Source organism: Giesbergeria sinuosa, assembly GCF_042652905.1.
Lineage (GTDB): Bacteria > Pseudomonadota > Gammaproteobacteria > Burkholderiales > Burkholderiaceae_C > Simplicispira > Simplicispira sinuosa.
Map to the genome: position 1 here is coordinate 109,596 of NZ_JBHSHJ010000007.1, position 25,442 is coordinate 135,037.

Annotated in this window: 24 protein-coding genes and 1 pseudogene; 11 read left to right on the plus strand and 14 right to left on the minus strand. The window is 59.2% G+C overall.

Going from position 1 to position 25,442, the window contains the following annotated elements; genetic code table 11:
- Positions 1 to 33 precede the first annotated feature (33 nt).
- The 3 genes and pseudogenes from argJ (at position 34) to ACFO6X_RS10340 (ending at position 2,715) form a co-directional block, all read left to right on the plus strand.
- Positions 34 to 1,265: pseudogene (argJ, locus tag ACFO6X_RS10330) on the plus strand (bifunctional glutamate N-acetyltransferase/amino-acid acetyltransferase ArgJ).
- Between the two features lie 30 nt (positions 1,266 to 1,295).
- Positions 1,296 to 2,231, plus strand: coding sequence for an ATP-binding protein (locus tag ACFO6X_RS10335; RefSeq protein WP_382432693.1), 936 nt, complete (start codon positions 1,296 to 1,298; stop codon positions 2,229 to 2,231).
- A 22-nt stretch (positions 2,232 to 2,253) separates the two neighbouring features.
- Entirely contained in the window at positions 2,254 to 2,715 is a 462-nt protein-coding gene (locus tag ACFO6X_RS10340) for an NUDIX domain-containing protein (RefSeq protein WP_382432695.1), read from the plus strand.
- On the opposite strand, the gene ACFO6X_RS10345 is transcribed toward ACFO6X_RS10340, so the two are convergent.
- The gene (locus ACFO6X_RS10345) at positions 2,703 to 3,809 is read right to left on the minus strand and encodes an anhydro-N-acetylmuramic acid kinase (protein WP_382432697.1); all 1,107 of its coding nucleotides are present in this window, start codon (positions 3,807 to 3,809) and stop codon (positions 2,703 to 2,705) included. The two genes, ACFO6X_RS10340 and ACFO6X_RS10345, sit on opposite strands and share 13 nt — an antisense overlap.
- A gap of 37 nt (positions 3,810 to 3,846) precedes the next feature.
- Positions 3,847 to 5,211, minus strand: coding sequence for a peptidoglycan DD-metalloendopeptidase family protein (locus tag ACFO6X_RS10350; RefSeq protein ID WP_382432699.1), 1,365 nt, complete (start codon positions 5,209 to 5,211; stop codon positions 3,847 to 3,849).
- A 190-nt stretch (positions 5,212 to 5,401) separates the two neighbouring features.
- On the opposite strand from ACFO6X_RS10350, the gene tyrS reads away from it, so the two are divergent.
- The gene (gene tyrS, locus ACFO6X_RS10355; RefSeq protein WP_382432701.1) at positions 5,402 to 6,634 is read left to right on the plus strand and encodes a tyrosine--tRNA ligase; all 1,233 of its coding nucleotides are present in this window, start codon (positions 5,402 to 5,404) and stop codon (positions 6,632 to 6,634) included.
- Between the two features lie 39 nt (positions 6,635 to 6,673).
- Here the strand turns inward: tyrS and ACFO6X_RS10360 are convergent, their stop codons facing one another.
- Complete coding sequence (locus ACFO6X_RS10360) at positions 6,674 to 7,102, minus strand: bacteriohemerythrin (protein ID WP_382432703.1); 429 nt, start codon at positions 7,100 to 7,102, stop codon at positions 6,674 to 6,676.
- A gap of 234 nt (positions 7,103 to 7,336) precedes the next feature.
- Between ACFO6X_RS10360 and glmU the strand changes: the two genes are divergently transcribed.
- A complete protein-coding gene (gene glmU / locus ACFO6X_RS10365; protein WP_382432705.1) occupies positions 7,337 to 8,779 on the plus strand; it encodes a bifunctional UDP-N-acetylglucosamine diphosphorylase/glucosamine-1-phosphate N-acetyltransferase GlmU in 1,443 nt (480 codons plus the stop codon).
- A gap of 6 nt (positions 8,780 to 8,785) precedes the next feature.
- Positions 8,786 to 9,562, plus strand: coding sequence for a sensor histidine kinase (locus ACFO6X_RS10370; protein WP_382432707.1), 777 nt, complete (start codon positions 8,786 to 8,788; stop codon positions 9,560 to 9,562).
- A gap of 192 nt (positions 9,563 to 9,754) precedes the next feature.
- Here the strand turns inward: ACFO6X_RS10370 and ACFO6X_RS10375 are convergent, their stop codons facing one another.
- The 3 genes from ACFO6X_RS10375 to ACFO6X_RS10385 all read right to left on the minus strand — a co-directional run bounded on the left by ACFO6X_RS10375 (position 9,755) and on the right by ACFO6X_RS10385 (position 12,569).
- Positions 9,755 to 10,756, minus strand: coding sequence for a Bug family tripartite tricarboxylate transporter substrate binding protein (locus ACFO6X_RS10375; RefSeq protein WP_382432709.1), 1,002 nt, complete (start codon positions 10,754 to 10,756; stop codon positions 9,755 to 9,757).
- Between the two features lie 66 nt (positions 10,757 to 10,822).
- Positions 10,823 to 11,197 carry an AtuA-related protein gene (locus tag ACFO6X_RS10380; protein WP_382432711.1) on the minus strand — a complete coding sequence of 125 codons (375 nt, stop codon included), beginning with the start codon at positions 11,195 to 11,197 and terminating at the stop codon, positions 10,823 to 10,825.
- Between the two features lie 13 nt (positions 11,198 to 11,210).
- Entirely contained in the window at positions 11,211 to 12,569 is a 1,359-nt protein-coding gene (locus ACFO6X_RS10385; RefSeq protein WP_382432713.1) for an acyclic terpene utilization AtuA family protein, read from the minus strand.
- A gap of 127 nt (positions 12,570 to 12,696) precedes the next feature.
- Between ACFO6X_RS10385 and ACFO6X_RS10390 the strand changes: the two genes are divergently transcribed.
- Positions 12,697 to 13,590 carry a LysR family transcriptional regulator gene (locus ACFO6X_RS10390; protein WP_382432715.1) on the plus strand — a complete coding sequence of 298 codons (894 nt, stop codon included), beginning with the start codon at positions 12,697 to 12,699 and terminating at the stop codon, positions 13,588 to 13,590.
- 220 nt (positions 13,591 to 13,810) lie between these two features.
- Here ACFO6X_RS10390 and ACFO6X_RS10395 read toward each other — a convergent pair whose 3' ends face one another.
- From ACFO6X_RS10395 to ACFO6X_RS10410, 4 genes are read right to left on the minus strand one after another with little or no spacing between them, the layout of a single operon-like run.
- A complete protein-coding gene (locus ACFO6X_RS10395) occupies positions 13,811 to 14,620 on the minus strand; it encodes a ChbG/HpnK family deacetylase (RefSeq protein ID WP_382432717.1) in 810 nt (269 codons plus the stop codon).
- Entirely contained in the window at positions 14,617 to 15,027 is a 411-nt protein-coding gene (locus ACFO6X_RS10400) for a GtrA family protein (RefSeq protein WP_382432719.1), read from the minus strand. The genes ACFO6X_RS10395 and ACFO6X_RS10400 overlap by 4 nt, the downstream gene beginning before the upstream one ends.
- Positions 15,024 to 16,016 carry a glycosyltransferase family 2 protein gene (locus tag ACFO6X_RS10405; protein WP_382432720.1) on the minus strand — a complete coding sequence of 331 codons (993 nt, stop codon included), beginning with the start codon at positions 16,014 to 16,016 and terminating at the stop codon, positions 15,024 to 15,026. Before ACFO6X_RS10405 ends, ACFO6X_RS10400 begins: the two co-directional genes overlap by 4 nt.
- On the minus strand, positions 16,013 to 17,602 hold the full coding sequence (locus ACFO6X_RS10410; protein ID WP_382432722.1) for a glycosyltransferase family 39 protein: 1,590 nt from the start codon (positions 17,600 to 17,602) through the stop codon (positions 16,013 to 16,015). The genes ACFO6X_RS10405 and ACFO6X_RS10410 overlap by 4 nt, the downstream gene beginning before the upstream one ends.
- 93 nt (positions 17,603 to 17,695) lie before the next feature.
- Here ACFO6X_RS10410 and ACFO6X_RS10415 point away from each other — a divergent pair, with 93 nt between their 5' ends.
- On the plus strand, positions 17,696 to 18,178 hold the full coding sequence (locus ACFO6X_RS10415) for a thioesterase family protein (RefSeq protein ID WP_382432724.1): 483 nt from the start codon (positions 17,696 to 17,698) through the stop codon (positions 18,176 to 18,178).
- A gap of 16 nt (positions 18,179 to 18,194) precedes the next feature.
- Here ACFO6X_RS10415 and ACFO6X_RS10420 read toward each other — a convergent pair whose 3' ends face one another.
- Positions 18,195 to 18,644, minus strand: coding sequence for an acyl-CoA thioesterase (locus ACFO6X_RS10420; protein ID WP_382432726.1), 450 nt, complete (start codon positions 18,642 to 18,644; stop codon positions 18,195 to 18,197).
- 41 nt (positions 18,645 to 18,685) lie between these two features.
- On the opposite strand from ACFO6X_RS10420, the gene ACFO6X_RS10425 reads away from it, so the two are divergent.
- The gene (locus tag ACFO6X_RS10425; protein ID WP_382432728.1) at positions 18,686 to 20,506 is read left to right on the plus strand and encodes an ABCB family ABC transporter ATP-binding protein/permease; all 1,821 of its coding nucleotides are present in this window, start codon (positions 18,686 to 18,688) and stop codon (positions 20,504 to 20,506) included.
- Between the two features lie 53 nt (positions 20,507 to 20,559).
- Complete coding sequence (locus ACFO6X_RS10430) at positions 20,560 to 21,246, plus strand: DUF3334 family protein (RefSeq protein ID WP_382432730.1); 687 nt, start codon at positions 20,560 to 20,562, stop codon at positions 21,244 to 21,246.
- A gap of 71 nt (positions 21,247 to 21,317) precedes the next feature.
- On the opposite strand, the gene ACFO6X_RS10435 is transcribed toward ACFO6X_RS10430, so the two are convergent.
- The 3 genes from ACFO6X_RS10435 to ACFO6X_RS10445 are packed head-to-tail and all read right to left on the minus strand — an operon-like array spanning position 21,318 to position 24,226.
- Entirely contained in the window at positions 21,318 to 22,358 is a 1,041-nt protein-coding gene (locus tag ACFO6X_RS10435) for a DctP family TRAP transporter solute-binding subunit (protein WP_382432732.1), read from the minus strand.
- Between the two features lie 18 nt (positions 22,359 to 22,376).
- Positions 22,377 to 23,675: a TRAP transporter large permease gene (locus ACFO6X_RS10440; protein WP_382432734.1), complete on the minus strand. Its 1,299-nt coding sequence runs from the start codon at positions 23,673 to 23,675 to the stop codon at positions 22,377 to 22,379.
- Complete coding sequence (locus tag ACFO6X_RS10445; protein WP_382432736.1) at positions 23,672 to 24,226, minus strand: TRAP transporter small permease; 555 nt, start codon at positions 24,224 to 24,226, stop codon at positions 23,672 to 23,674. Before ACFO6X_RS10445 ends, ACFO6X_RS10440 begins: the two co-directional genes overlap by 4 nt.
- 162 nt (positions 24,227 to 24,388) lie before the next feature.
- On the opposite strand from ACFO6X_RS10445, the gene ACFO6X_RS10450 reads away from it, so the two are divergent.
- A complete protein-coding gene (locus ACFO6X_RS10450; RefSeq protein ID WP_382432738.1) occupies positions 24,389 to 25,339 on the plus strand; it encodes a LysR substrate-binding domain-containing protein in 951 nt (316 codons plus the stop codon).
- Positions 25,340 to 25,442: the final 103 nt, after the last annotated feature.

Genomic DNA, 25,442 nt, shown 5'->3' on the forward strand with positions numbered 1-25,442 from the left:
TGGCTCGTTTCGATTTCATTCAGGAAGCTTCCTATGCCCGTGAATCTGTCTGCTCCTGTGGCCTCCGATCTGCTCCCGGTGGCTGGTGTGCGTATTGGCGTGACCGAAGCTGGTGTACGCAAAGTCAACCGCAAAGATCTGACCGTCTTTTTGCTCGATGAAGGTGCCAGCGTCGCTGGTGTGTTTACCCAAAACCGCTTCTGTGCTGCACCCGTACAAGTCAGTCGCGAGCATTTGGCCGCAGGCCAAGGCATCCGCGCGATGGTGATCAACACCGGCAACGCCAATGCAGGCACTGGCGCACAAGGGTTAGAGAGCGCCCGCGCCACCTGCGCGGCACTGGCGGCTCAGTTGGGCGTGACAGCCGCACAAATTTTGCCGTTTTCGACAGGCGTCATCATGGAGCAGTTGCCCGTGGAGCGCATCACGGCTGCCCTACCTGCTGCCTTGGCCGATGCCCAAGCCGCCCACTGGGGCCGCGCTGCCGAGGGCATCATGACCACTGATACCCCCTGCCCAAAGCCTACAGCCGCCAGGTCAATATCGCAGGCCAAACCATCACCATTACCGGCATCAGCAAGGGCGCAGGCATGATTCGCCCCAACATGGCTACCATGCTGGGCTTTTTGGCTACCGATGCCGCTATAGATCCAGCACTGGTGCAACCCTTGGTTAAAGCTTTGGCCGATGGCTCCTTCAACCGCGTGACGATTGATGGCGACACTTCTACCAACGACTCATTTGTGCTGGTAGCCACACACCAAGCGGGCAATCCCACCATCACCAGCTTAGACAGCGCCGAAGGCCAAGCACTGCAAGCTGCATTGCTGGATGTGGCGCAAAAGCTGGCCCAAGCCATTGTGCGCGATGGCGAAGGGGCCACTAAATTCATCACTGTGCGTGTGGAGGGTGGCAAAACTGGCGAAGAATGCCGCCAAGTGGCTTACGCCATTGCCCAATCGCCATTGGTCAAAACCGCTTTCTACGCCAGCGATCCCAATTTGGGCCGCATTTTGGCAGCAGTGGGTTATGCCGGTATCGACGACCTCGACCAAACCGGCATCGACCTGTATTTGGATGACGTGCATGTTGCCATCAACGGTGGCCGCAACCCTGCCTACCAAGAAGAAGACGGCCAGCGTGTGATGAAGCAGCAAGAAATCACCGTACGTGTGTTGCTGGGCCGAGGTACAGCGCAAGACACGGTGTGGACTTGCGACTTCAGCCACGAATACGTCACCATCAACGCCGACTACCGCTCCTGATCGCTCCGGCATTGCCGGATGCCTGCTGCCATGACTTCTCCGTTAGAAACCCTGATGGCCCGTGCCGAGCAATTGTTGGCACGCATTGAAACTGTGCTGCCGCAGCCGTTGTCGGCCCCGTCCGACTGGTCGGTGGCTGTGGCTTGGCGTTATCGCAAGCGCAGCAGTGGTCATGCCACGCTGGAGCCAGTGCGCCATGTCAGTGGTATGGCGCTGCACGAGTTGAAAGAAATCGAGGTGCAAAAGGAGAAGATTGAGCGCAACACCCGGCAGTTTGTGGCTGGACGCACCGCCAACAACGTGCTGTTGACGGGTGCGCGCGGCACGGGCAAATCTTCGCTGATTAAAGCCTGCCTTAATGCCTTTGCATCGCAAGGGCTGCGCCTGATCGAGGTAGACAAGGCCGATTTGGTGGATTTGCCTGATATTGTGGATGTTGTCTCCAGCCGCCCCGAAAAGTTCATCATTTTCTGTGACGATTTGAGCTTTGAGGATGGCGAGCCGGGCTACAAGGCGCTCAAGTCTATTTTGGATGGTTCGGTGGCTGCAGCCACGCCCAATGTGCTGATCTATGCCACCAGCAACCGCCGTCATTTGCTGCCCGAATATATGTCGGAGAACCTGAGCTATCGGCACACCCCCGATGGCGAAGTGCATCCGGGCGAGGGCGTCGAAGAAAAAATCTCCCTGTCTGAACGCTTTGGTCTGTGGGTGAGCTTTTACCCCTTCAGCCAAGAAGAATATCTGACGATTGTGGCGCAGTGGCTTTCGGCTTTGGGGCTGGATGCTGCGGCCATTGCCACGGCCCGCCCCGAAGCACTGGTGTGGGCCTTGGAGCGTGGCTCACGCAGTGGCCGCGTGGCGTACCAGTTTGCTCGCGATTATGCTGGGCGCACACAGGCGCAACCTACCCACCCCGAACGCATTGCCGATGTGACCGGGCTGGCAGAGTCCAGCACCCTTTGAATTGATTGCCGAAAGCCTTGCCGTGAGCGATGTCACCCCCAGTGCTGCCTCCCCTGCACGCCAACACACCGAAGTGGCTGTGGGCGTGCTCTTGCGCCCTGACGGCGCACTGCTGCTCTCCACCCGGCCACCGGGCAAAGCCTATGCCGGTTATTGGGAGTTTCCAGGGGGCAAAATCGAAGCCGATGAAACGGTAGAGCAAGCGTTGCGCCGCGAGCTCATCGAAGAACTAGGCATCACCATAGGCCCAGCCACCGTCTGGAAAATCACGGAACACGACTATCCCCATGCTTTGGTGCGCTTGCACTGGTGCAAAGTATGGGACTGGACAGGCGAGTTTGAGATGCGCGAAGGTCAGCAAATGGCTTGGCAACAGCTGCCGTTGCAAGTGCGGCCTGTATTGCCCGGTGCTTATCCGGTGCTGGAATGGCTGGCCCAAGAGCGCGGCCAGCCGTTTGATCTTGCGGCCCTTCAGGCGGGGTAAATAGCCCCAAGCACTCGTGCGCCCCGCGCGCCAGTCACGCTGGGCAGATTGCCCGGCGCCCCGAGCAAGGCTTGGCGGGCCAACCAGGCAAAAGCTGCGGCCTCCACCTGTTGGGCGGGCAACCCGTGGCAATCGCTGGGTTGCACTTTCAAGTGGGGCAATAAGGCCTGCAAACGTGCCATCAGGTGCTGATTGAACGCCCCACCACCGCACACTATCAAGACATCGCTGTGCGGGCCGTGGCTTTGCACGCAGTCCGCACAGACCAAGGCCGTGAACTCAGTCAAGGTGGCTTGCACATCTTGGGGGGCCCAATGGGAACCACCTTCGAGTTGGGCCGCCAGCCAATCTGCATTGAATAAATCGCGGCCCGTGCTCTTGGGGGGAGGCTGGTGCAAAAAGGGTTCGGCCTGCAAACGTTGCAACAAGGCAGCAACCACCTGACCGCTGGCGGCCCAAGCACCCGCAGCATCAAAGGGCTGACCTGTGTGGCGTTGGCACCAAGCGTCCATCAAGGCATTGCCGGGGCCACAGTCAAAACCCAGCACACGACCATCGGCAGCCAAAACACTCAAATTGGAGATGCCACCGATATTGAGCACCAATGTGTCTTGCCCCGGTCGGCCAAACACCTGTTGGTGAAAGGCAGGCACCAATGGCGCACCTTGGCCGCCTGCGGCTACATCGCGGCTGCGCAAATCGGCCACCACGGTGATACCCGTCAATTCGGCCAGTAAGGCCGGGCTGTTGAGTTGCAGGGTATAGCCGGTGCCATCGTAGAGTCCGGGGCGGTGGCGCACCGTTTGGCCGTGGGCGCCCACGGCTGCAATAGCGTAGGCGGGCAAATCACTATCGGCCAACAAGGCCCGAACCACTTGGGCATAGGTACGCGCCAAAGCATTGGCGGCCAGCGCAGCCCGGTGCAGCTCATCGGGGCCGCTGCTGTTCAAGGCCAACAGCTCGGCCCGCAATGTGGGCTGAAATGGTACAGACTGGTGGCATTGCACCATACAACGGTTGCCAGCAAACTCCACCAGCACCCCATCTACCCCATCCAGTGAGGTGCCCGACATCAGGCCAATATAGCGTTCCATGGGGCCTCCAAGCTCTGGCGGCACGGCCAATGCCTGGTTATTGGGCGTTGGCCTGATGCACCAACTCTGCCGATGCCAACTGGAGACGCATGGCCGTAGCTACACGGTCAAAAGCCGGACGTTGGGCGGCAGCCACTGGCGCAGCCGCTTCACTTTGCTTGGCGATGATCATGGGATCTTGGTGGACACCATTGACACGGAACTCAAAGTGCAAGTGCGGCCCAGTGGCCCAGCCCGTAGCACCGACCGCCCCAATGTTCTCGCCTTGCGCAACGCTTTGCCCTTTGCGCACATCCATGCGGCTCAGGTGGGCATAGGCTGTGACATGCTGGTTGCGGTGCTTGATGATGACGATATTGCCATAGCCGTTTTGGGTACCAGCAAACTCCACCACACCATCCCCCACCGTACGCACGGGGGTGCCAGTGGGGGCACCAAAATCAGTGCCAAGGTGGGCGCGCCAAGTTTGGTGGATGGGGTGAAAACGCATGGCAAAACCACTGGTCACACGCGAGAACTCTAGCGGTGAACTCAGGTAAGCGCGGCGCAGGCTTTGCCCCTCCAAGTTGAAGTAGGCTCCTTTGTCTGCACCGGGGGACTGGAACCAAACTGCCTGGTGGGTTTTGCCATTGTTACGAAATTCGGCACTGAGCACCCGACCACTGCGCAATGGCTCACCATCGGCTTCTAGGGTTTCATACACGATGGAGAATCGGTCTCCCTTGCGCAGGGAGCGGCGAAAATCAATCTCGCTGGAGAAGATTTCGGCCACTTGCGTGGCCACGCTGTCGGGGATGCTGGCATCGTCGGTGGCAGCAAAAAGTGAGCTCTGGATAATGCCACCGGCCAAGCGTGTAGAAATGGTCAATGGTGCGGTCTCAAGGCGAGACGTGAACTTGCCTTGCTCATCCTTCTCCACCACCAGCCGGTTGAACAGGCCGTTGTCCTCATGGGCCCAGCGTGCGACCAAACGCAGCAGGCGGTGGTCATCGGTGGTTTCTGCACGTACCACACGGCCATTGCGGCCCAACAGATTTTGTTGGGTGCTGCTGTCACGGCGCAAGAAAGCGGCAGCCGCCGGATCGGCAACACCCATGCGGCGCAACAGAGATTCGGCCGTATCGGTATTGCGCACATTGTCGGCGCGGTACAAGGAGAAACCGACACCATCGGTCAGATCGGCCAAGGTAGAACCGCTGGCCAAGGACTGTACGGGTTGCTCCACCAAACGCACGGGCAAATCGGCAGGATCTGGCCCCAAAGAGGCCACAGCAAAGGCACCTCCACCGCCGGTAAGAAGCACGGTAGCCAATGCAGCGGTGATGCGCTTAGGGTGTTGCTGAAGACTGTGGGAGAGTCGCGAAAGCAAGGCCGTGCTGGCGGTGGTGAAGCCGTTTTTCAAAATTTTCTTCCCAGGGTGAGCGTGTGTCCGGGGCAAAATCCCAGCTGAAAGACTGGGTGCGGCGGAGCGCACAGACTGACGGACTTGCAGCGTCTCAGTTGGGTCTGAAAAAGCGGGCTACTAGAATCCGCCACTGCAAAGTGGGCGAAGTATAGCCAAGCCCACCGTTTAGAAATGTAAGAAATATCATATGGATGACTCTTTTGTGACGCCAACCTCCTTGTCGGACGGGGTACGCCAGGCTTTGGAAATCTCGCTGCGTGGAGTGCAAGAACTCCTGCCCCAAGACGAGTGGGTAAAAAAACTGGTGCGTGCCGAGACCACCGGCCAGCCCTTGCGCATCAAGTTGGGGCTAGACCCTACAGCCCCCGACATCCACATTGGCCATACTGTGGTGCTCAACAAGATGCGCCAATTGCAGGATTTGGGCCACCAGGTGATTTTTCTGATTGGCGACTTCACCAGCCTGATTGGCGACCCTTCGGGCCGCAACAGCACCCGCCCACCACTCACGCCCGAGCAGATCAAGGCCAATGCCGAAACTTACTACCAGCAAGCCAGTCTGGTGCTAGACCCGGCCCGCACTGAAATCCGCTACAACAGCGAATGGTGCGAACCCCTGGGGGCCAGCGGCATGATCCAGCTCGCAGCCAAATACACCGTGGCCCGCATGATGGAGCGTGATGATTTTCATAAGCGGTTCCATAGCGGCCAATCCATCAGCGTGCATGAATTTTTGTATCCACTGATGCAAGGTTACGATTCGGTGGCCCTCCAGTCTGATTTGGAACTGGGTGGCACCGACCAAAAGTTCAATCTGCTGATGGGGCGCCATTTGCAAGTGGAATATGGACAAGAGCCGCAGTGCGTGCTGACCATGCCACTGTTGGTGGGCTTGGATGGCGTGGACAAAATGTCCAAGTCCAAGAACAACTATATTGGTATCACTGAAGATGCCAACAGCATGTTTGCCAAGGTGCTGTCTATCTCAGACACCCTGATGTGGGACTGGTACACCCTGCTGTCGTTCAAGAGTTTGGCCGAGATTGCGGCACTCAAGGCAGAAGTGGCCGGGGGCCGCAACCCCAAAGAGGCCAAGGTCATGCTGGCCAAAGAGATTACGGCACGCTTTCACAGCGTGGCGGCCGCTGATGCGGCGGAGCAAGACTTTATCAACCGCAGCAAGGGCGGGGTGCCCGATGACATCCCGGAGATCAGCCTCTCTGGAGCGCCTCTGGGGATAGGCGCACTGCTCAAGCAGGCCAATCTGGCCCCATCCACCAGCGAGGCCAACCGCCTGATCGATGGCGGGGGCGTGCGTGTCGATGGCAGCGTGGTCAGTGATCGGGGCTTGAAGCTGGCCGCTGGCACCTATGTAGTGCAGGTAGGCAAACGCAAGTTTGCCCGGATTGCACTGGTCTGAGGCCCGTAGCCCCGACCCGGTGCAAGCGGCTGGAGTGGCTCAGGCCATCGTCAGGTGCCGGGTCTGGGCTTGATGGGCACGAAAGAAGGGCAGGTAAGAACGGTCCACATGGCAAATATGGTGGATCAGCCATTCTTTCAAAAAGCCCAAGGCTTCAAAGGTCACTTCTTCACCCTCTTCAAAGCGCATCAGCAAATCCATCGCCTTGCCGGTAAAACCGTCATGCTCGGCCTTGTGCGCAGGGGTTTCTGGATAGTCGTGGTGCTGAAACATCACCTCTTCCACAATAAAGTGGTTGTGGGTGTAGTCCACCAGTCCTTCCAGTACCTCGCCTACGGCTTCACGCCGAGGCAGGGGCTGCGACAGCTCATTGTGCAATCGGTTGGTCAGGTGTACCAGCCATTGGTGCTGGCCATCGATCTCCTCAAAACCCAATTCCAGTTCGGGGGTCCACGGCATGAAGCTCATCGGTGTTTCTCCTGTAGGTGCTTGGCAGGCCCATCCAGCAAAAACCTTGCCTGCCTTATCGTTAAAACCTTGTAGAGGATGTTTTCCGGTTCTTGCTTGACTCAGATCAGAAACTCAAGGAGGCGTAGGGCACAGTACGGGTTTTTGCGGAGTGGGCTTGGTCGTTGAAAATACGCCGCAGCAGGCTTATGTGCAAAGTCTTTTGCATCCTATCGATCCAACCACGACACTTTCATGACACCACTGGACATTCTCATCATGGCGGCAGGCAAGGGCACCCGTATGAAAAGCCGCCGCCCCAAGGTGCTGCACCGCTTGGCAGGCCGTGCCCTTTTGCAGCATGTGCTAGACACAGCAGCACTGTTGCAACCCCGCAGCGCCATCGTGATTACCGGACATGGTGCCGATGCCGTAGAACTGGCGCTGGCCCCTGTGGCCCAAGACCCCGCACCAGCCTTTGCCCTGAAATTTGCCCGCCAAGAACCACAATTGGGCACCGGTCATGCTGTGCAGCAGGCCTTGCCCTTGCTGGCCGGCGATGGCACGGTGCTGGTGCTATCGGGGGATGTGCCACTGACCCAATTCCAAACACTGCACGGGCTGATTGCGGCCTCAGAGGCCGTGGCAGGCGGTGCCTTGGCTTTGCTCACCGTGACCCTGCCCGACCCTAGCGGCTATGGCCGTATTGTGCGAACAGCCGATGGGGCGGTGCAAGGCATTGTGGAGCACAAGGATGCCAGCGAGGTACAGCGCACCATCCGAGAGGTGTATAGCGGCATCATGGCCGTGCCCGCACAGCGGCTGGCGGGCTGGTTGGCCCGATTGAACAACCACAATGCCCAAGGTGAGTATTACTTGACCGACATTGTGGCGATGGCCGTGCAAGAGGGTGTGCCAGTGGTAGGCCACTGCATTGAAGATGCCTTCCAAGTGGCGGGCATCAACAGCCCACTGCAATTGGCTGAACTGGAGCGGGCCCACCAATGGCGTCAGGCTCGTGCACTCATGGAGCAAGGGGTGCGGCTGGCCGACCCTGCCCGCTTTGATTTGCGCGACGATGTGCGTTCTGGTGCCAAGGCCGCACTGGTGTGCGGCCCAGATGTAGAGATTGATGTCGGCTGCATTTTTACCGGCCAAGTAGAGTTGGGCGAGGGTGTGCAGGTGGGTGCCCACTGTTGCATTGCCAATGCACGCATTGCGGCTGGGGCCGTTATCCACCCCTATACCCACATTGATGGCGAGACATTGGGGGCCAGCGTGGGCGAGGGCGCCCTGATTGGCCCATTTGCCCGCTTGCGCCCAGGTGCCGAACTGGGCCAAGAGGTGCATATTGGCAACTTTGTCGAGGTCAAAAACAGCACGCTGGCCGCTGGTGCCAAAGCCAACCATCTGGCCTACTTGGGCGATGCCACCGTGGGCGAACGCGTCAACTATGGTGCAGGCAGCATCACCGCCAATTACGATGGGGCCAACAAGCACCGCACAGTGATTGAGGCCGATGTGCATATTGGCAGCAATTGCGTACTGGTGGCCCCTGTCACTGTGGGGGCTGGTGGCACGGTGGGCGCGGGCACCACCCTGACCAAAGATGCTCCGCCCGGCAGTTTGAGTGTGGCCCGTGGCAAGCCAATCAGCGTTGCCCAATGGCAGCGCCCCACCAAACAACCCAAAGGCTGAATCCAGATGACGCTGCCCACGCCCAGCATTGAACAAGAAGTGGCACAACTGCGTGCGCTGCTGGCGCAACGCGAACACCAACTGGCCGAGATGGGCCAAGCCTATGAGGATTTTCTGCGCGCTGTGTCGCACGATTTGCGCGCCCCACTGCGCCACGTCACCTCTTATGGCACCTTGCTGGCAGAGGTGCTGCCAGAGGCGGGTCTGCAAGGCCCAGCCTGGGAGGAGGCCGAGGAGTTTTTGGGCACCATGAACCAATCGGCCCGGCGCATGGGGCAGATGCTCGATGGCTTGTTGGCCTTGTCGCGTATTGTGCGTGCGCCGCTACAACGCCAATCAGTGGCTTTGGCGGCCTTGCTGGCCGAGGTGCAAACCGAACTGGCGGGGCGCACTGCACAGCGCAGCATTGAGTGGCAAGCCCAGTTGCAAATCACCCATGTCGAGGCCGATGCTGCCTTGTTGCGCCAATTGCTACGACAACTGCTAGACAATGCGCTCAAGTTTACGCAGTCGCGTGTCCCGGCGCGCATTGCCATTGCTTGTTGGCGCAGCACCGAGGGGCAAGTGACTTTGCGCGTGCAAGACAATGGCGTGGGTTTTAACCCAGCGCAAGCCACAGGACTGTTTGGCTTGTTTCAACGCTTGCACAGAGAAAATGAGTTTGAGGGTGTGGGCACTGGTTTGGCAGCGGTGCGCACCATTGCCCAGCGCCACAGTGGTGATGCCCAAGCCAGCGCCTTGCCCGGCGAGGGCTGCACCGTCACCGTGACTTGGCCGGGTTAAGAGCGGCCAACACAACCCATAAAAATCAGGTTTGCGGTCGAGCTGAGGCGTAAGTCAGTGAGTAGGCAGCGCGCCTGGTGCGGCAAGGTGCAGCAGGCCGTATCGATAGTTGTGTTAGTGGCTTTAATTGCACTGCCAGACAGACCGCTGACCTTGTTTTTACCTCTAGCGATGGCTCAATCGGTTTGAGTATTACTCGGCCTCGATACCTGCCGCCTTGATCACCTTGCCCCACTTTCGGGTTTCGGCGGCTTGGAACTTGGCGAGTTCATCAGGTGAGGTCGTCCAAGCCTCAGAGCCGGCGTTGTCAAAGAAGCTCTTGGCCGCAGCGCTTTGGGTTGCGGCGGCCAGCAGTTCATTGAGGCGTGCTACTACCGGAGCGGGTGTGCCAACGGGAACGTAGGCTGCAAACCAGTAGCCCATGTCGTAGCCTTTCACGCCAGCTTCGTCCAGTGTGGGTACGTCGGGCAATTGCGCACTGCGTTTTTGGGTGGAGTAGCCCAAGGCCCGCAGCTTGCCCGCCTTGACCTGTGGCACGCCGGTGGAGGTGTCGGTGATCATCAGGTCGATCTGCCCGCCCAGCAGATCGGTGATAGCCAGCGGGTTGCTCTTGTAGGGCACGTGCAGGATGTCCACACCAGCCAGCTGCTTGAGCATTTCACCCGCCATGCGGCTCGATGAGCTACCGCTGCCAAAGCTCAGCTTGCTGGGGTTCTTCTTGGCAAAGGCCAGCAGCTCGCCCACGTTCTTGTACGGTGCGCTGGCGTTGACCACCAGCACCTGTCCGCCCTTGCCTAGGCCGGTGACAGGGGCGAAGTCTTTCACTGGGTCGTATGAGAGTTTTTTGTACAGGTGCTCGTTGGCCGCATGCGTAGTGTTGGTGGTGATGAGTACACTGTAGCCATTAGCCGCAGCCTTGGCTACGGCGGACGCAGCGATCATGCCGCTGGCACCAGCTTTGTTGTCGATGACCACGGGCTGCTTGGTCTCGGTGGTGATGGATTGGCCCAGCGCGCGTGCCAGCTGATCTGTGGCGCTGCCTGCAGCAAAAGGAACCACAAACGTGATGGCCTTGGCCGGGTAAACAGGAGCTTGCGCCAGTGCAACAGTGCCGTGCAATGCGCCCAACGCCAGCAGGGCAGAGGCCGTGGCATGACGGCGGCCCAAGTTGATCAGCGATTTTTTTTGGCTCATGTTGTCTCCTTGTGTATAGGTATGAAAGGCGGAAAAGGAATGGGGAACTGAGAAAAGAAAGACTGGCTACGACCGTGGGCCGCCGAAGTGCTGTACCAGCGCGGCGGGCACCTGCACGGGCAGGTCTAGCAGCAGATAGCTCAGTGCCTTGCCGTGGCTGTCGAGATTGAGCGCATCGTTGACGCCACTGTCGAGCACGTCATCGAGCACGATGTTCATGGCCTGCAACTGGGGCAACAGATAGCGCGTAACCTGGCGCGGTTGGCGCAGAGCGAACTGCCGGGCCACGGCGGATTCGGTGACCTGATCGACCAGCGTATCCCACAACGCGGGGTGCCAGGCGATGATGCTGATGTTGGAGCGGTTGCCCTTGTCGCCCGTGCGGCTGTGGGCCAGACGGTAGAGTGGAACCGTGATCGTGGGAGCAGTTGCGCAAGTCATGGTGGGTATTTCCTCAATCAACCATCTCAAAGCGCACGGCGACGGCCTCGCGCGGAACGAGGCACGACACCGTGCCCAGGCGCGGGCGCATGGCGGTGCGCACGCCACCGCCGCCTGCCGGTCCGCAGGTGTAGAGCGTGGTCACCTCGCGCAGCAGGCGCTGGGCGCTGGCGTGTTCACGGTGCTGCAGGGCTACACGCAGGCGCACGTCGCGGGCATCGTTGCTATCGTTTGCGGGTACATTGAGCCAGCGGCTGGTGTCGTCACCCAATACGCTGGTCACGCCGATGAGGTCGATGCGCAGTGGGCCCAGACCATGTAAACGCTCACGCAGCACCTCGCCCGCCAGACGCGCGCGGCCCTCGGCGCGTGGGCCTGCATAGGAGATTTCTCCCTCGGCAAACCAGCCGGATTCAAAGCACACGTTGACTTTGAGCGTGGCAGGCTGGGCGTGGCCCCGCACGCCGTCCAGCCGCACGGCGTCGGTGCCCACGGCCTGCACACGGGCCTGGGTGATGTCGGCCACCACATCGGGCGTGATGTAGGCAGCAGGGTCGTGCAGCTCATACAGCAGCTGCTCTTTGACGGTGCGCTCATCGATGCGCCCGCCTGTGCTGGGCGGTTTCGTGATGGTGCAGTGGCCGTCGGAGTCGATCTCGGCAATGGGATAACCGAGCGTGGCCAGACCGGGAACGTCCTTGTAGCCCGGATCGGCAAAGTAGCCGCCTGTGACCTGTGCGCCGCATTCGAGAAGATGCCCTGCCATGGTGGCGCGGGCTAGCCGGTCCCAGTCGTCTGACGCCCAACCGTAGTGCGCTAGGGCTGGGCCCAGCACCAGCGAGGGGTCGGCCACGCGACCGCAGACGACGATGTCTGCCCCGTTGCGCAAGGCATCGGCAATGGCCTGCGCACCGATGTAGGCGTTTGCACTCACTATGGGGGCGGTGGGCATGGCATCACCCAGTGCGCTTTCCAGCAGTGCGCGGTGTTCAGGACCGCTCAGGTCGTCGCCCTGCAGCACGGCAATGCGCGGGCGCTGCAAGCCCAACTCGGCTGCCAACGCGTGGATGCGGCGGGCAGCGCCGTGTGGGTTGGCGGCGCCAAAGTTGCTGACGATACGCACACCGTGGGTCAAGCACTGCGCAAGCACGGGGTGCAGCAAATCGACCAGCAAGGGTTCGTAGCCCGCATCGGGGTCGGTACGGCGGGCAAGCTGGGCCAAGGCCAGTGTGCGCTCGGCCAGGGTTTCGAAAATCAGCACCGAGGGCTTGCCACTGGCAATGAGTGCCTGCACCATCGGTAAAGCGGCATCAGTGCGGTCGCCCGAAAAGCCAGCGGCGCAGCCGACCAGTAGATTGGTGTTGTTTGCCATGGGTTCTTTGTCTCCTAGAACCACTGTAGAGAGATTGCAGTATTCTGTGAAATCGATTGTTATGATGAATCCATCTGTATTTCAGATGAATTGCTTGGCAGCCGATTTCCGATCCACAGCACAAGACATGAGCACCACCCATCTCTCCAGCCGCCAACTCGACGCCTTCATCGCGCTGGCCGAGCAGCGCAGCTTCACGCGCGCAGCGGCGCTGTGCCACCTGTCGCAGCCCGCATTCAGCGCCCTCATCCGGGCGCTGGAAGATGACCTGGGCCTGCGCCTGTTCGATCGCAGCACGCGCCATGTGGACCTGACGCCTGAGGGTCGGAAATTTTTGGAGTCGGCCCGCCGCATCCGTATCGAGATAACCAACGCACTGTCTGCCGTGCGCGATGCAGCCACGCTGCAGCGCGGCCGCGTGGCAGTGGCGCTGCTGCCTTCGTTGGCTGCTGGCTGGCTGCCGGACGTTCTGGCGCAGTACAGCGCTGCGCACCCTGGCATCGAGATCGACATCGCTGATGTGCTTTCAGAGCCCTGCATCGACCGCGTGGCCAGCGGCCATGCCGACTTCGCGCTCGCCGCCATCCGTGCCGACACTCCGGCGCTACAGGCCGAACCCTTTTGTACGGACAACTTTTACCTAGTGTGCCCCGCCGAGCACCCACTGTCCCGCTTGTCTCAAGCCATCACTACACAGGACCTAGCAGCCTGGCCGTTCATCCACCTTGCACGCACCAGCAGCGTGCGCCAGTACTTGGATGCTGCGCTGCACCCGCAGGCCATGCACACGCTGATGGAAGTCGAACAGTTGGCCACCGTGATGGGCATGGTGCGCGCAGGACTGGGTATCAGCGTGGTGCCTGCACTCACACAGTTTCATTTTGAGCAACCGGGCCTGGTCACGCGGCCGCTGTCGTTGCCAAGCCTCACACGGCAAATCTATCTGGTGCGGCGGCGGGACGAAAGTCTGTCGGTGGCGGCGCAGGCGCTGTATGCGCTGGTCATGAAGAAGCGGCCGTGAGCATCACCCAGTGCGCGGGCATCCCTACCGTGTCTTCTGACTCTCAACCACCAAACGGTGTCAACGGGGGTATTTTGGGAAAATCGTACGTTAAGAGCGGCTAACACAACCCATAACAATCAGGTTTGTGGTCGAGCTGAGGCGTAAGTCAGTGAGTGGGCAGCGCGCCTGGTGCGGCAAGGTGCAGCAGGCCGTGTCGATAGTGGTGTTAGCGAAGGCTCTAAGCTCTGGGGGCTGTGACCAACGCTTCGCCTTGCACCAGCACCACCCCAAGGCGCTCTAACAAAGCACCAAACTCGGGCGAGGCCAGATAGGCATATTCCACAGCACGTTGGGCACCAATGGCATCGCCCAACACGGGAGTGCTGGCCGGGTGGCACATCAGCAAAGTGCCATCGGTGGCTTGTGCCAGCCACTGCGCCATGCGTGTGCCATAGGCGGCAGGTGTGGCCGCATCAAAGCCATAAACCCCAGCAAACGCCGTGTGGTGGCGTACGCCCCATTGCACCAGAGAGCGGCGCAGACTCCAGCCCCCCAGCACGGCCAACAGGGTGGCCTTGTTGAGCTCTGGCCGAGCCGGTAGGGTAGAACGAACCCACGGTACGTTGCGGCCATAGCGGGCGTGCAGCACCTGCAATAACGCGGTGCGCACCCCCGGCAGTTGGTGGACGTGCTGATGACCATCTACAAAATCGGGGGGCGTCCCTAGTTGCTGCTCAAACGCATCCAACTGGCGGTGCAAAATCGGCGCCATCTGTGCCGGGCGCAACTGCCCGGCATAAGCCCGTGCCAGCACTTGCACCAGACTGGGGGCGGCGGTGTGACCATGCCCCTCGGTCAAATTAAAGTGCAGTCCAACCTGCAAAGCCGGGCGCAGTGGCGGCAAAAGCTGGGCGGCTTCGGGCCAGCGCGGCGCTGTTGTCATACAACTGGTGGCACTCAGGCGGCCCGCTTGGGCCAGTGCCACCACAGCCGAATCTACCGCCGGGTGCAAGGCAAAATCGTCGGCACACAGGGTAATTTGCTTCATGGTGGTGGTTGGGCAAATGCCCAAAGTTTGCTACTGACAAAGGTGCCTACCGCTACCGCCAGCAACACCAGAAACAAGCTAATCAGGTAATGCCACGGCAGCCAGCGCAAAGCGGCAAAGTAGAGCACCTCATTGACTACAAAAGCCGCACAGGCCACCACAAAAAAGCGCGGTAACGCCTGCCGATGTGCCACACCTGCCTGGACAAACGTCAAAAGAGCATGCCCACCGTAACTGACCCAAAATGCCAGCAAAAAGGCCAACACATTGGCCGTCAACGGCAGCCATTGCAGCCCCTGCACCAACAACGCTACCACCAGCAAATGTGTGCTGGCGGCTGCGCCACCCACCAAAACAAAACGCAAAGGCTGGGGCCAGCTGCGCAGCCACATCAACAAGGCTTTCATGGGCGAGGGGGCGCCAGCGGGCTGTGGTCTTCGTCCTGCGCCAACAAATACACCGGGCGCTGCTTCACTTCTTCGTAAATGCGGCCAATGTATTCACCCAAAATACCAATCGACAGCAATTGCACCCCAGAAAACAGCATCACGCTGGCAGCCAGCGTGGGCCACCCCCCCACTGGGTTGCCAAACAACAGGGTGCTCACTGTGATCCACAAACCGTAAGCTATAGCCAATAGCGAAATACACCCCCCAGCCACGCTCCAAAAGCGCAGGGGCAGTGTAGTAAAAGAGGTCAGCCCCAACAGTGCCAGCGCCCCCAAACGCCGCAGGCTAAAGCTGGATTGGCCGCTAAACCGCTCGGCGGGCACAAAGGGCAATGCCACGGTCGTGAAGCCCACCCAGGCATACAGCCCCTTCATGAAGCGGTTGCGCTCTGGCAAGGCTTTGAGGGCATCCACCACCTTGCGATCCATCAACCGAAAATCCCCTGCATTGCGAGGCATCTGGACGCTAGAGCCCCAGTTCATCAAGCGATAAAACACATTGGTGCCTAGGCGCTTGAGGCCACTCTCGGCGGCCCGGTCGGCAATGACGCCATAGACCATATCGTAGCCATTGCGCCAAAGATCGACCATGCGTGGCACCAGTTCCAGCGGGTGCTGAAAATCGGCATCGATCAACAGCACAACATTGCCCCGTGCGTGGTCAACCCCTGCCGACAACGCAGCCTCTTTGCCAAAATTGCGCGAAAACTCCAAGTACCGCACCCCCAGCGCCTGCGCTTGGGCCAGTGCCACCTCGCGCGTGGCATCGCGGCTACCATCGTTGATGACCAGAATCTCAAAATCGTTGGTCAGCGCCGCAGCACAGGTGTGCAAAGCTTGTAAAAATTCAGCCAGATGACCGGCTTCGTTGTAGGCAGGCACCACACAGCTCAAGCGCAGTGGCGGACGCGGATGCAGGGGTGTCATGAGTGGTGCAAAGGGACTCATGGCAGGCGGTGTGCCGGTGCAGGCTGTGGCAAAACATCAAACACGGCATAAACAAAGGTCTGGGGATGCGGAAAGCGCCATCCTTGACGCTGCACGGCCAACAATATGGGCTGTGCATTTTGCCCACGCTGCAACAGCCACTGTTGCGCTTGCTGGTCGCACAGCGTAGGCAGGGGCTGGCTGCCATCGGGCCGCACAGGGCCACGCGGACACAGCAGCATACCGGCCTGTTGGCTCCAGTTGGGATAGGGGTTGAAATGTGCTGGATAGGTGTCGGGCAAACCTGGCAAGGTTCGGGCGGTGGGCAACGCATAGAACGAGAGCAGAGCGTTTTCTGCCCAAGCTCCACCCACCCATGTCAAGGCGACTCCTGGGTGGCGCTGCGCCCAATCTTGGGCAATGGCCTGTGCAGCCTCGGCACTGGGGCGGTAATAACCCACCTGCCCCGTGCGCGCACTGCCTGTAGCCAATACCAGTGCTGCCAAGACAATGGTAGCCAATACCGGCCACACAGCCCGGTGCAACACCCGCAAGGCCGCCGCAGTGGCATGGGGCACAGCCATCTGTAGATTGCGCAACCACAACAATGAAAAGGCAAATCCAATCGGGATGGCCCACGGTGTGGACAATTCTGCTACACCAGCGATGCCAAAGGCCAAGGTCAAGGCCCAGGGTGCCACAGCCAACCAGAACAAGGCATCAGACCACCCTGTGGGCATCCAACTGCGCACCGCCAAACGCCACCATAGCGGCCAAAACGCTTGGGGCTGCACCTGCGCCTGTTGGTAACTGCACACCGCCACACAAGCGAGCCAGCCAGGCAACCAGTATAGGAGCGGCGCCAAAGCAAAGCGCAGCACATAGCCCCATTGGGTGTCTCCACTGCCCTGATCCATTGCATAGCCCAATGTGATCCAGCCATGCCCAGCCACCCAAGCAATATGGGGTGCCAACACCAAGCCAAACACGGCCAGCGCCACATAGGGGCGCGGTGTCAACAGCCACTGGCGCCCACTGGCAGTTAACAAGATGGGTAGCAGAAACCCAGCCAGAAACACACCACTGTAATACTTGCTCAACATGCTGGCCCCCGCCAGCACACCCAGTGCAACACTGTAGGCCAGACCGCGCCAACCACGCTCTTGCCAGCTGGCTAACAATAAGGCCGCTGTCCAAGGCCACAGCGATAACAATTGGCTGTTGGCATTGAATTTGGCCGCCAGCGTGGTGTAGGGCAGGCACCACATCAGCAACAAGACCGCCACGGGCGCTATATTGCGCAAGCCCAAACGCACCCCCAAGTGCCATACCCCCCACAAACCCACGGCTACATTGGCATAAGACAACAAGTGGTAGAACAGGTCGGTTTGCGGAAAAATGGCGAACCACACCCCCACCACCCAGGCAAAGAAGGGGGGATGCTTGTGCGTGCCCCACTCCCAAGCTTGTGCCCAAGCGTAGTTCTCCAACATATCGTGGTAGCCGTCCAGGTTGCCTCTGGCCAGCCACTGTGCCAACGCCCACAGCAGGCAAGAGACACCCGCAGCCACCACGCCCGAGGCGCTAGACCAGGAAGGAGCTGCCACAGCAGCCGACACAGAAGGCGGGGAAGTTTTCAAGGACAGACAGACCCAAAAAGACGGCCCGGAATTGTAGGTGGCTGCCGCACAATGGTTAGCATGAGCAAAAACACTCCTCTATCCATCGCATTTGAACCCGAATTTATCGCGGGCCTGAAAGACATCTTTGAGCAGCGCATCGTCTTTAACCAGCTCTTGGGGCTCAAGATCGTGAGCGTACAGCCCGAGCGTGTTGTGACGCGCATCGACATGAAGCCCGAGTTGGTAGGCCACTTTGCCTACCACCGGGTGCATGGTGGTGTCATCAGTGCCGGACTAGACGCTACGGGCGCATTGGCCGTCATGGCAGCCACGGGTGCCAAACACATGGACGAGCCGCCAGCGCAGCGCCTGCAACGCTTTGGCAAACTCGGCACGATTGACCTGCGCGTAGACTACCTGCGCCCCGGTATTGGCACGCATTTTGAGCTGCACGCCCAGGTGTTGCGTCTGGGCTCGCGGGTGGCCAGCACCCGAATGGAGTTTTTGGGGCCAGAAGGACAGTTGATGTCGGCAGGTTCGGCAGCCTACATCGTCTCCTGACAACCGCCCACAACGCTCAAGCCGCTGGCGTTTGGCAAGGCAATGGCTGTGGTAGGGGGCGCGGGCGGCCTTCGTGGTCAATAGCCACATAGGTGAGGCGGGCCTCTGTGACTTTGACGTAGCGCCCCTGTTCGGTAAAGCACTCGGCAAACACATCTACCTGCACGGTGATGGAGGTTGTGCCAATGCGAATCACCTTGGAATAAAACGACAGCAAATCGCCCACCCGCACCGGCTGTTTGAAGATGAACTCATTCACCGCCACCGTAGCCATACGGCCCCGCGCATAGCGGTTGGGCAAAATGGAGCCAGCAATATCCACCTGAGCCATGACCCAACCACCAAAGATGTCACCGTTGACATTGCAGTCGGCAGGCATGGGCACCACTTTGAGTACCAGCTCCATATCGGTGGGGAGCTGCACATTCGGTGAACGGGTGGGTGCAACAGTACAGGTGGAAGTCATGGGCACAATCTCGGTAAGAATAACTTGAAGCATTGTCCTCCATGCGCCACCACGGCCACATCGCCCCCCCTGCTGCACCCGATGCGCCCCCCCCAACGCGCTCTGATTGGGCCACCCTCTCGCGCCTGTTGCCTTACCTCTGGCAATACAAATGGCGGGTGCTCGCTGCCATCGTCTTCATGCTGGCGGCCAAAGTGGCCAATGTGGGGGTGCCCGTACTGCTAAAAAACTTGGTGGATGCCATGTCCATCCAACCCGGCCAGCCCACCGCTTTGCTGGTAGTGCCTGTGGGGCTGCTATTGGCTTATGGTGGCCTGCGGCTGTCTACCTCGTTTTTTACAGAATTGCGCGAACTGGTGTTTTCTAAAGCCACGCAAGGTGCTGCGCGTGCCATTGCGCTGCAAACCTTTGAGCACCTCCATGCTTTGAGCCTGCGCTTTCATTTGGAGCGCCAAACGGGGGGCATGACGCGCGACATCGAGCGCGGTGTGCGCGGCATTGAATCACTGATCTCGTTCTCATTGTTCAACATTGGTGCCACGCTGATCGAAGTGCTGCTGGTGTTGTCAGTGTTGGGGGTCAAGTTTGATCTCTGGTTTGCGGGCATTACCTTGACAGCGTTGGTTTGCTACATCGCCTTTACCGTCTGGGTGACGGAGTGGCGTACACAATTTCGGCGCCAAGCCAATGAGTTTGATTCTGCCGCGCACAGCAAGGCCATTGATTCGCTACTCAACTACGAAACCGTCAAATACTTCAATAACGAGCGTTTTGAAGCACAACGCTACGACCAAAGCCTGCAACGCCTGCGCACAGCCCGCCTCAAGGCGCAAACCACCCTGTCCATGCTCAATGCGGGGCAGCAAATCATCATTGCGGTCGGTTTAGTTGCCATGCTCTGGCGAGCCACCCAAGGCGTGGCCGAGGGCCGCATGACGCTGGGCGATTTGGTGATGGTGAATGCCTTCATGATCCAGCTCTACATTCCGCTCAACTTTTTGGGCGTGATGTACCGTGAAATCAAGCAAAGCCTGACTGATCTGGACAAAATGTTCACGCTGATGGATCGCGAACGCGAAGTGGCCGATGCCTCTGGTGCATCGGCGTTGGTGGTGCCACGCGAAGGGGCTGCCCTGCGTTTTGAGGCCGTGCATTTTGCCTACGACCCGGCACGTCCCATCCTCAAGGGCATCAGCTTTGAGGTGCCTGCGGGCAAGACGGTGGCAGTGGTGGGGCCGTCGGGTTCGGGCAAATCAACACTGGCACGGCTGCTGTTTCGCTTCTATGACATCCAACAGGGCCACATCACCATTGCCGGGCAAGAATTGCGCCGAGTCACACAAGCCAGCGTGCGCCAGTCTATTGGCATCGTGCCACAAGACACCGTGCTGTTCAACGACACGGTGGAATACAACATTGCCTATGGCCGCCCTGGTGCCAGCCGTGCCGAGGTAGAAGAAGCGGCCCGTGCGGCCCGAATCCACGATTTCATTGCCGCCACTCCCAAGGGGTATGACACGATGGTGGGTGAACGCGGCCTCAAACTCTCAGGCGGTGAAAAACAGCGTGTGGCTATTGCCCGCACCTTGCTCAAGAACCCCCCCATTTTGATTTTTGACGAGGCGACATCAGCGTTGGACTCGGCCAACGAGCGTGCCATCCAGACCGAGTTGAGCAATGTGGCACAAAACAAAACCACGTTGGTGATTGCACACCGGCTGTCCACCGTCGTAGATGCGCACGAGATTTTGGTCATGGAGGCAGGCCAGATCATTGAGCGGGGCACCCATACCCAACTGCTGGCCGCCAACGGCCGCTACGCCAACATGTGGGCCTTGCAGCAAAGCGGCGAGGCCGCCTAAGCTTGTGCTATACACCGCCTTTCACCGACAGCCCTATTTTTTGAGACAAATCCATGAGCGCACTCCAAGATTCCGTGGTCTATGGCACAGAAGATGTGCTGGTCAGCCTGTGCAACTCTGTTACTAGGGTGCTGAACGTAGCTACCCAGACCCAGATCAACTACTCCGGCATGGTGCAGCGCATCAGCAAAACCTGCCTCAAACCCGACATTGGTTGCTTTGTGTTGTTTGATGGGGGCTTTTCTGGGCTGGTGATCATCAATTTCTCTGGCGCAGCCGCCATGGAAATCTACGAGAGCTACATGCTCAGCATGGGCATGTCCAAAAGTGAGCTGGCCAACTCTTTCACTTCGGATGAAGTCAGCAACGTCATGGGCGAGCTCATGAACCAAGTGGTTGGAGACTTTACGGGCAAAGTGCGCCGTGAGCTGCAAACACACATCACGCAAAACCAGCCCAAAATGTTGGTGCTCAACAAAGAGGTGGTGCTCAATGTGGATGCCAACCTAGACCAGCCCGAAGCCCGCCGAGTCACTTTTTACACCAGCGCCAACAACATTTTCTATTTGGAGATGGCGATTGACCGCACTGAATTTATCAAACTCTACGAGTTTGAACCCCAGGCTGCGCCCGATCCTGACGCCCTCATGGCCCAGACCCGCGAAACCGCTGCGGCCCCCACCCCCGCGCCCCAAGCCCTGAGCGAAACCGACGAGCTGCTCAAGTCACTGGGGATGTGAAAACCGCCGGAGTCTCTCTTCTTTGGCGATAGGGCCAGCAGCACCCGCAGACGCGCTGGCCCTTGTCGTGCTCACTTCTTGCGGGCTGCAATGTCTTTCTCGGCTTGGGCTACCAGATCGGCACCGATCTGGCCCTTCCACTTATCTACTACCGGACGGGTGGCTTTGACAAAGGCGTCACGCTCGGCAGCCGTCAACTCGGTCACAGTGGCACCGTTGGCTACCAATTGCTTGACCAATGGTTTGTCCGCCTCTACCAGCCCCTTACGGGCAATGACGATCTGCTCTTTACCAGCGTCAATCGCGGCCTGCTTGACGATCTCGCGGTCTTCGGGTGTCCAAGAATTCCAGATGTCTTTGTTGACCACAAACACCAACGGATCATTCATGTAGCCCCACAAGGTCACATACTTTTGTGCCACAGTGTGCAGCTTGGCTGCCTGATAGACCGACAGGGGGTTCTCTTGACCATCCACCGCACCGCTGGCCATGGCGGGCTGGGCATCGGCCCAACTCATTTGCGTTGGGTTGGCCCCCAGCGCCGTGAAGGTGTCTAAGAACAGCGGAGAGCCGACCACGCGAATTTTCATGCCCTTGAGGTCTGCCGGAGACTTGATGGGCTTTTTGGAGTTGGTGATCTCACGATAACCGTTCTCCCCCCAAGCCAGTGGCACTACACCTGCTTTGTCCAGCGTCTGGAACAAGCTCTTGCCCACCGTGCCTTGGGTTAGCGCATCGGTGGCAGCATAGTCGGGCATCAAAAAAGGTAGCGAGAACAGGTTGAGCTGCTTGACTTGGGGCGACCAGTTGATGGTCGAGCCAATCGCCATGTCAATCACACCTTGGCGCAACGCCGAAAATTCACGGGTCTGGTCGCCCTGGATCAACGAGACGCCGGGATAGAGCTTGATATTGATACGGCCCTGGGTACGCTCACGCACTTTGTTGGCCCAAAGCTCGCCGCCCTTGCCCCAAGGAAAGGCCGTGCCCAACACCAACGACATGCGGTATTCACTCTTGTAAGCGGCCTGCTGTGCCATCACTGCGGGGGCTGTGAAAGCCAGCGTGGCAGCTGCAGCGACGGTGCTCATCAGAAAGGTACGCAGTTTCATTCATTTTCTCCTTGGAGATCAATAGCCCAAGCGGGCGGGGAGCCACAATGCCAGTGGCGGAAACGCAATCACCAGCACCATGACCAAGAACATGGCAAACAACATCCAGCCGACCCAACGCACGGTGGACTCCATGCGCACACCGGCAATGCGGCACGACACCATTAGATTGACAGCCAACGGCGGCGTAAATTGGCCCAGTGCCACCTTGAGCGTCAAGATCACACCAAACCATACTGGATCCCAGCCATAGTGCTGCATGATGGGCAACAACAAGGGCACGAAAATCAAAAAGATGGAAATGCCATCCAAAAACATGCCCACCGTCACCAGCAGCAAAATCAACAGCGCCAGCACGCCATACTCACCCAAGCCGGAGTTGACAATGGCTTTTGCTATGGGGTCAATCACTCCCAGGGTAGAGAGTGAATAGGCAAAAATCCCCGCCAGCGACACCACCAGCAAAATCACTGCGGACAACTCGCCCGACTCCCGCAAAATGGGAAACAGGTCGCGCACACTGATCGTGCGGTGAATCACCATGCCCACAAACAAGCCGTAAAACACAGCCACCACGGCAGCCTCGGTGGGTGTAAACCAACCTGCACGCATCCCACCCAAAATGAGAACGGGCGCGGCCAAGCCCCAGGCCGCCTCGCGCAGGCTTTGCCAAAACGGTGGGCGGGGCATATCGGCCTCCAGAGCGCCCATCTGGTGTTTGCGCGCCATCCACACTGCAGGCACGATCAAGGCCAACCCAGCCAGCACACCTGGCACCATACCGGCAGCAAACAGGGCAGGCACCGAAGCGCCTGGCACCAAGACCGAATAAATGATGAAAGCCACTGAAGGGGGAATCAGAATGTCGGTAGCCGCTGCAGCGCCCACCACGCTGGCCGAAAACGACGCGGGATAACCAGCGCGTGACATGGCCGCAATCATCACCCCGCCCACAGCCGCAGCATTGGCCGGGCCAGAGCCGGAAATGCCACCCAAGAACATGGCTACTGCAATGGCGACCAGTGGCAACATACCGGGGCCACGCCCCACAATGGCTACCGCAAAATTGACCAGTCGCAGGGCCACGCCCGAACGGTCAAAAATAGAGCCCACCAACACAAACATAGGGATTGCCAGCAGGGGGTATTTGCCCAGCCCGGCATAAAAGTTCTGTGGCACTGCCAACAGCCCCAACCATTGTGCGTCTTGGTTGGCTAGCGCAATAGCGGCGGCACCGGCCAAACCCAAGGCAGCGCCAATAGGCACGCCTATCAGCATCATCAACAGAAAAATAGCAAACAGCAGCGTGGCAATCATTGGGCATCCTCCAAGAACTCCACATCTGGCTGCTTGCCGCGCCGGATAAACAAACCTATGGCCCGCACCGTGATCAAAGCTGACAAGATGGGCAGCCAGATGGAATACCACCACTGCGGCACACCAATGCCGGGCGAGGTCTCTTCAAAACGATAGTCGTCCCAGACCACACGCACACTCAACACCGCAATGGCAGCAAACAGCAATGCCACCATCAAGGCACCAAAACGGGCCAGAAAGCGCCGCCGGGCACCCGAGCCACTCTCCGCAAAGTATTCGATGCGGATATGCCGATCACGGGCTACGGCAGCCGAACCTGCTACCAGTGCCAGAGCAATCATCAGAAAGACGGAAATCTCTTCTGTCCATGCAATCGAACTGTCGGTGAAGTAACGGGCCAGCACATTGGCCAAAGTGATCAAGGCCAAAGCTGCCATGATCAGCACGGTCAACCCGTCTTCGATATACAAGGAATGCGGTTCAGTGGCAGGGGACACAGAAGCAGCGGGGCCAGCAGCAGTGTCTGGGCCAGAATGGGGAGGGGAAGACATGACAGGGGAAATCGGGGGAGAGCAAAAACGACAGAGGGGCCGCTGCGTATTGGCGTTGTGTGCCATCAGCCCGACCAGAATGCGCTGTAGACGCAGTTCTCCTATTATGCGGCCCTCTGTGGCTACCCCGATGGCACCACCACCTGCGCCGATAATGCCCCTATGGAAACCAAGTGGCTTGAAGACTTTGTCAGTCTGGCAGAAACCCGCAGCTTCAGTAGATCGGCGCAATTGCGCCATGTCACACAGCCAGCATTTTCGCGGCGTATCCAAGCATTAGAAGCTTGGGCAGGAGCCGATCTGGTCGATCGTAGCTCCTACCCTACCCGGCTCACACCTGCAGGCAAAACCCTCTACAACCAAGCATTGGAGATGTTGCAGGCGCTGCAAAACACACGCACCACCCTGCGCGCGCATGGCTCCTCCAGCCAAGACATGATCGAGTTTGCCGTGCCACACACACTGGCATTCACTTTTTTCCCGGCTTGGGTATCAAGCTTGCGAGCCCAATTTGGGCCGTTTAAGAGCAGGCTGATTGCCCTCAATGTCCATGATGCCGTGATGCGGTTGGTGGAAGGCAGTTGCGATTTGCTCATCACCTACCACCATGCATCACAACCCTTGCAGATTGATGCCCAACGCCACGATATGGTGGTGTTGGGGCAGGAAGTGCTGGCACCCTACACCAAGCCCGATGCACGGGGTCAGCCATTGCATGCGCTGCCGGGACGGGTGGCCCAGCCGCTGCCCTACTTGGGCTACGCACCGGGTGCCTATCTGGGGGGGGTGACTGAAATGATCCTCAAACAATCACCTTCGCCCATTCATTTGGATCGTGTGTACGAAACCGACATGGCCGAGGGGCTCAAGGCCATGGCGCTGGAAGGGCATGGCGTTGCCTTTTTACCCTACAGCGCCGTGGCGCAAGATCTGGCACAAGGCCGACTGGTGCGTGCCGAAGCTGCGGGGCTGCCCCTGTTGGAGCTGACAATGGACATACGCGCCTGCCGCGACAAGCCCTCAGGCAAAGAAACCACCAAAAGTACCGCACAAGCCCTATGGACATTTTTGCAGTCCCACCATACCGTGCAAATGGAGACAAACAGCACCTGATCCCATAAAAACTCAGGTGTCATTCGCCACAATGGCGCAATCCGGGCAAGTATCTTGCTAAGGTAACAATCTGTGCGATACCACCGTTTTTGCATCTTTCATT

Coding starts and splice junctions, on each gene's coding strand:
- ACFO6X_RS10370 (WP_382432707.1), top strand. CDS start 8,786: ATGACGCTGCCCACGCCCAGCATTGAACAAGAAGTGGCACAACTGCGT.
- glmU (WP_382432705.1), top strand. CDS start 7,337: ATGACACCACTGGACATTCTCATCATGGCGGCAGGCAAGGGCACCCGT.
- ACFO6X_RS10390 (WP_382432715.1), top strand. CDS start 12,697: ATGAGCACCACCCATCTCTCCAGCCGCCAACTCGACGCCTTCATCGCG.
- ACFO6X_RS10360 (WP_382432703.1), bottom strand. CDS start 7,102: ATGAGCTTCATGCCGTGGACCCCCGAACTGGAATTGGGTTTTGAGGAG.
- ACFO6X_RS10400 (WP_382432719.1), bottom strand. CDS start 15,027: ATGAAAGCCTTGTTGATGTGGCTGCGCAGCTGGCCCCAGCCTTTGCGT.
- ACFO6X_RS10430 (WP_382432730.1), top strand. CDS start 20,560: ATGAGCGCACTCCAAGATTCCGTGGTCTATGGCACAGAAGATGTGCTG.
- ACFO6X_RS10435 (WP_382432732.1), bottom strand. CDS start 22,358: ATGAAACTGCGTACCTTTCTGATGAGCACCGTCGCTGCAGCTGCCACG.
- tyrS (WP_382432701.1), top strand. CDS start 5,402: ATGGATGACTCTTTTGTGACGCCAACCTCCTTGTCGGACGGGGTACGC.
- ACFO6X_RS10405 (WP_382432720.1), bottom strand. CDS start 16,016: ATGAGTCCCTTTGCACCACTCATGACACCCCTGCATCCGCGTCCGCCA.
- ACFO6X_RS10345 (WP_382432697.1), bottom strand. CDS start 3,809: ATGGAACGCTATATTGGCCTGATGTCGGGCACCTCACTGGATGGGGTA.
- ACFO6X_RS10395 (WP_382432717.1), bottom strand. CDS start 14,620: ATGAAGCAAATTACCCTGTGTGCCGACGATTTTGCCTTGCACCCGGCG.
- ACFO6X_RS10445 (WP_382432736.1), bottom strand. CDS start 24,226: ATGTCTTCCCCTCCCCATTCTGGCCCAGACACTGCTGCTGGCCCCGCT.
- ACFO6X_RS10450 (WP_382432738.1), top strand. CDS start 24,389: ATGGAAACCAAGTGGCTTGAAGACTTTGTCAGTCTGGCAGAAACCCGC.
- ACFO6X_RS10375 (WP_382432709.1), bottom strand. CDS start 10,756: ATGAGCCAAAAAAAATCGCTGATCAACTTGGGCCGCCGTCATGCCACG.
- ACFO6X_RS10415 (WP_382432724.1), top strand. CDS start 17,696: ATGAGCAAAAACACTCCTCTATCCATCGCATTTGAACCCGAATTTATC.
- ACFO6X_RS10420 (WP_382432726.1), bottom strand. CDS start 18,644: ATGACTTCCACCTGTACTGTTGCACCCACCCGTTCACCGAATGTGCAG.
- ACFO6X_RS10385 (WP_382432713.1), bottom strand. CDS start 12,569: ATGGCAAACAACACCAATCTACTGGTCGGCTGCGCCGCTGGCTTTTCG.
- ACFO6X_RS10380 (WP_382432711.1), bottom strand. CDS start 11,197: ATGACTTGCGCAACTGCTCCCACGATCACGGTTCCACTCTACCGTCTG.
- ACFO6X_RS10335 (WP_382432693.1), top strand. CDS start 1,296: ATGACTTCTCCGTTAGAAACCCTGATGGCCCGTGCCGAGCAATTGTTG.
- ACFO6X_RS10440 (WP_382432734.1), bottom strand. CDS start 23,675: ATGATTGCCACGCTGCTGTTTGCTATTTTTCTGTTGATGATGCTGATA.
- ACFO6X_RS10425 (WP_382432728.1), top strand. CDS start 18,686: ATGCGCCACCACGGCCACATCGCCCCCCCTGCTGCACCCGATGCGCCC.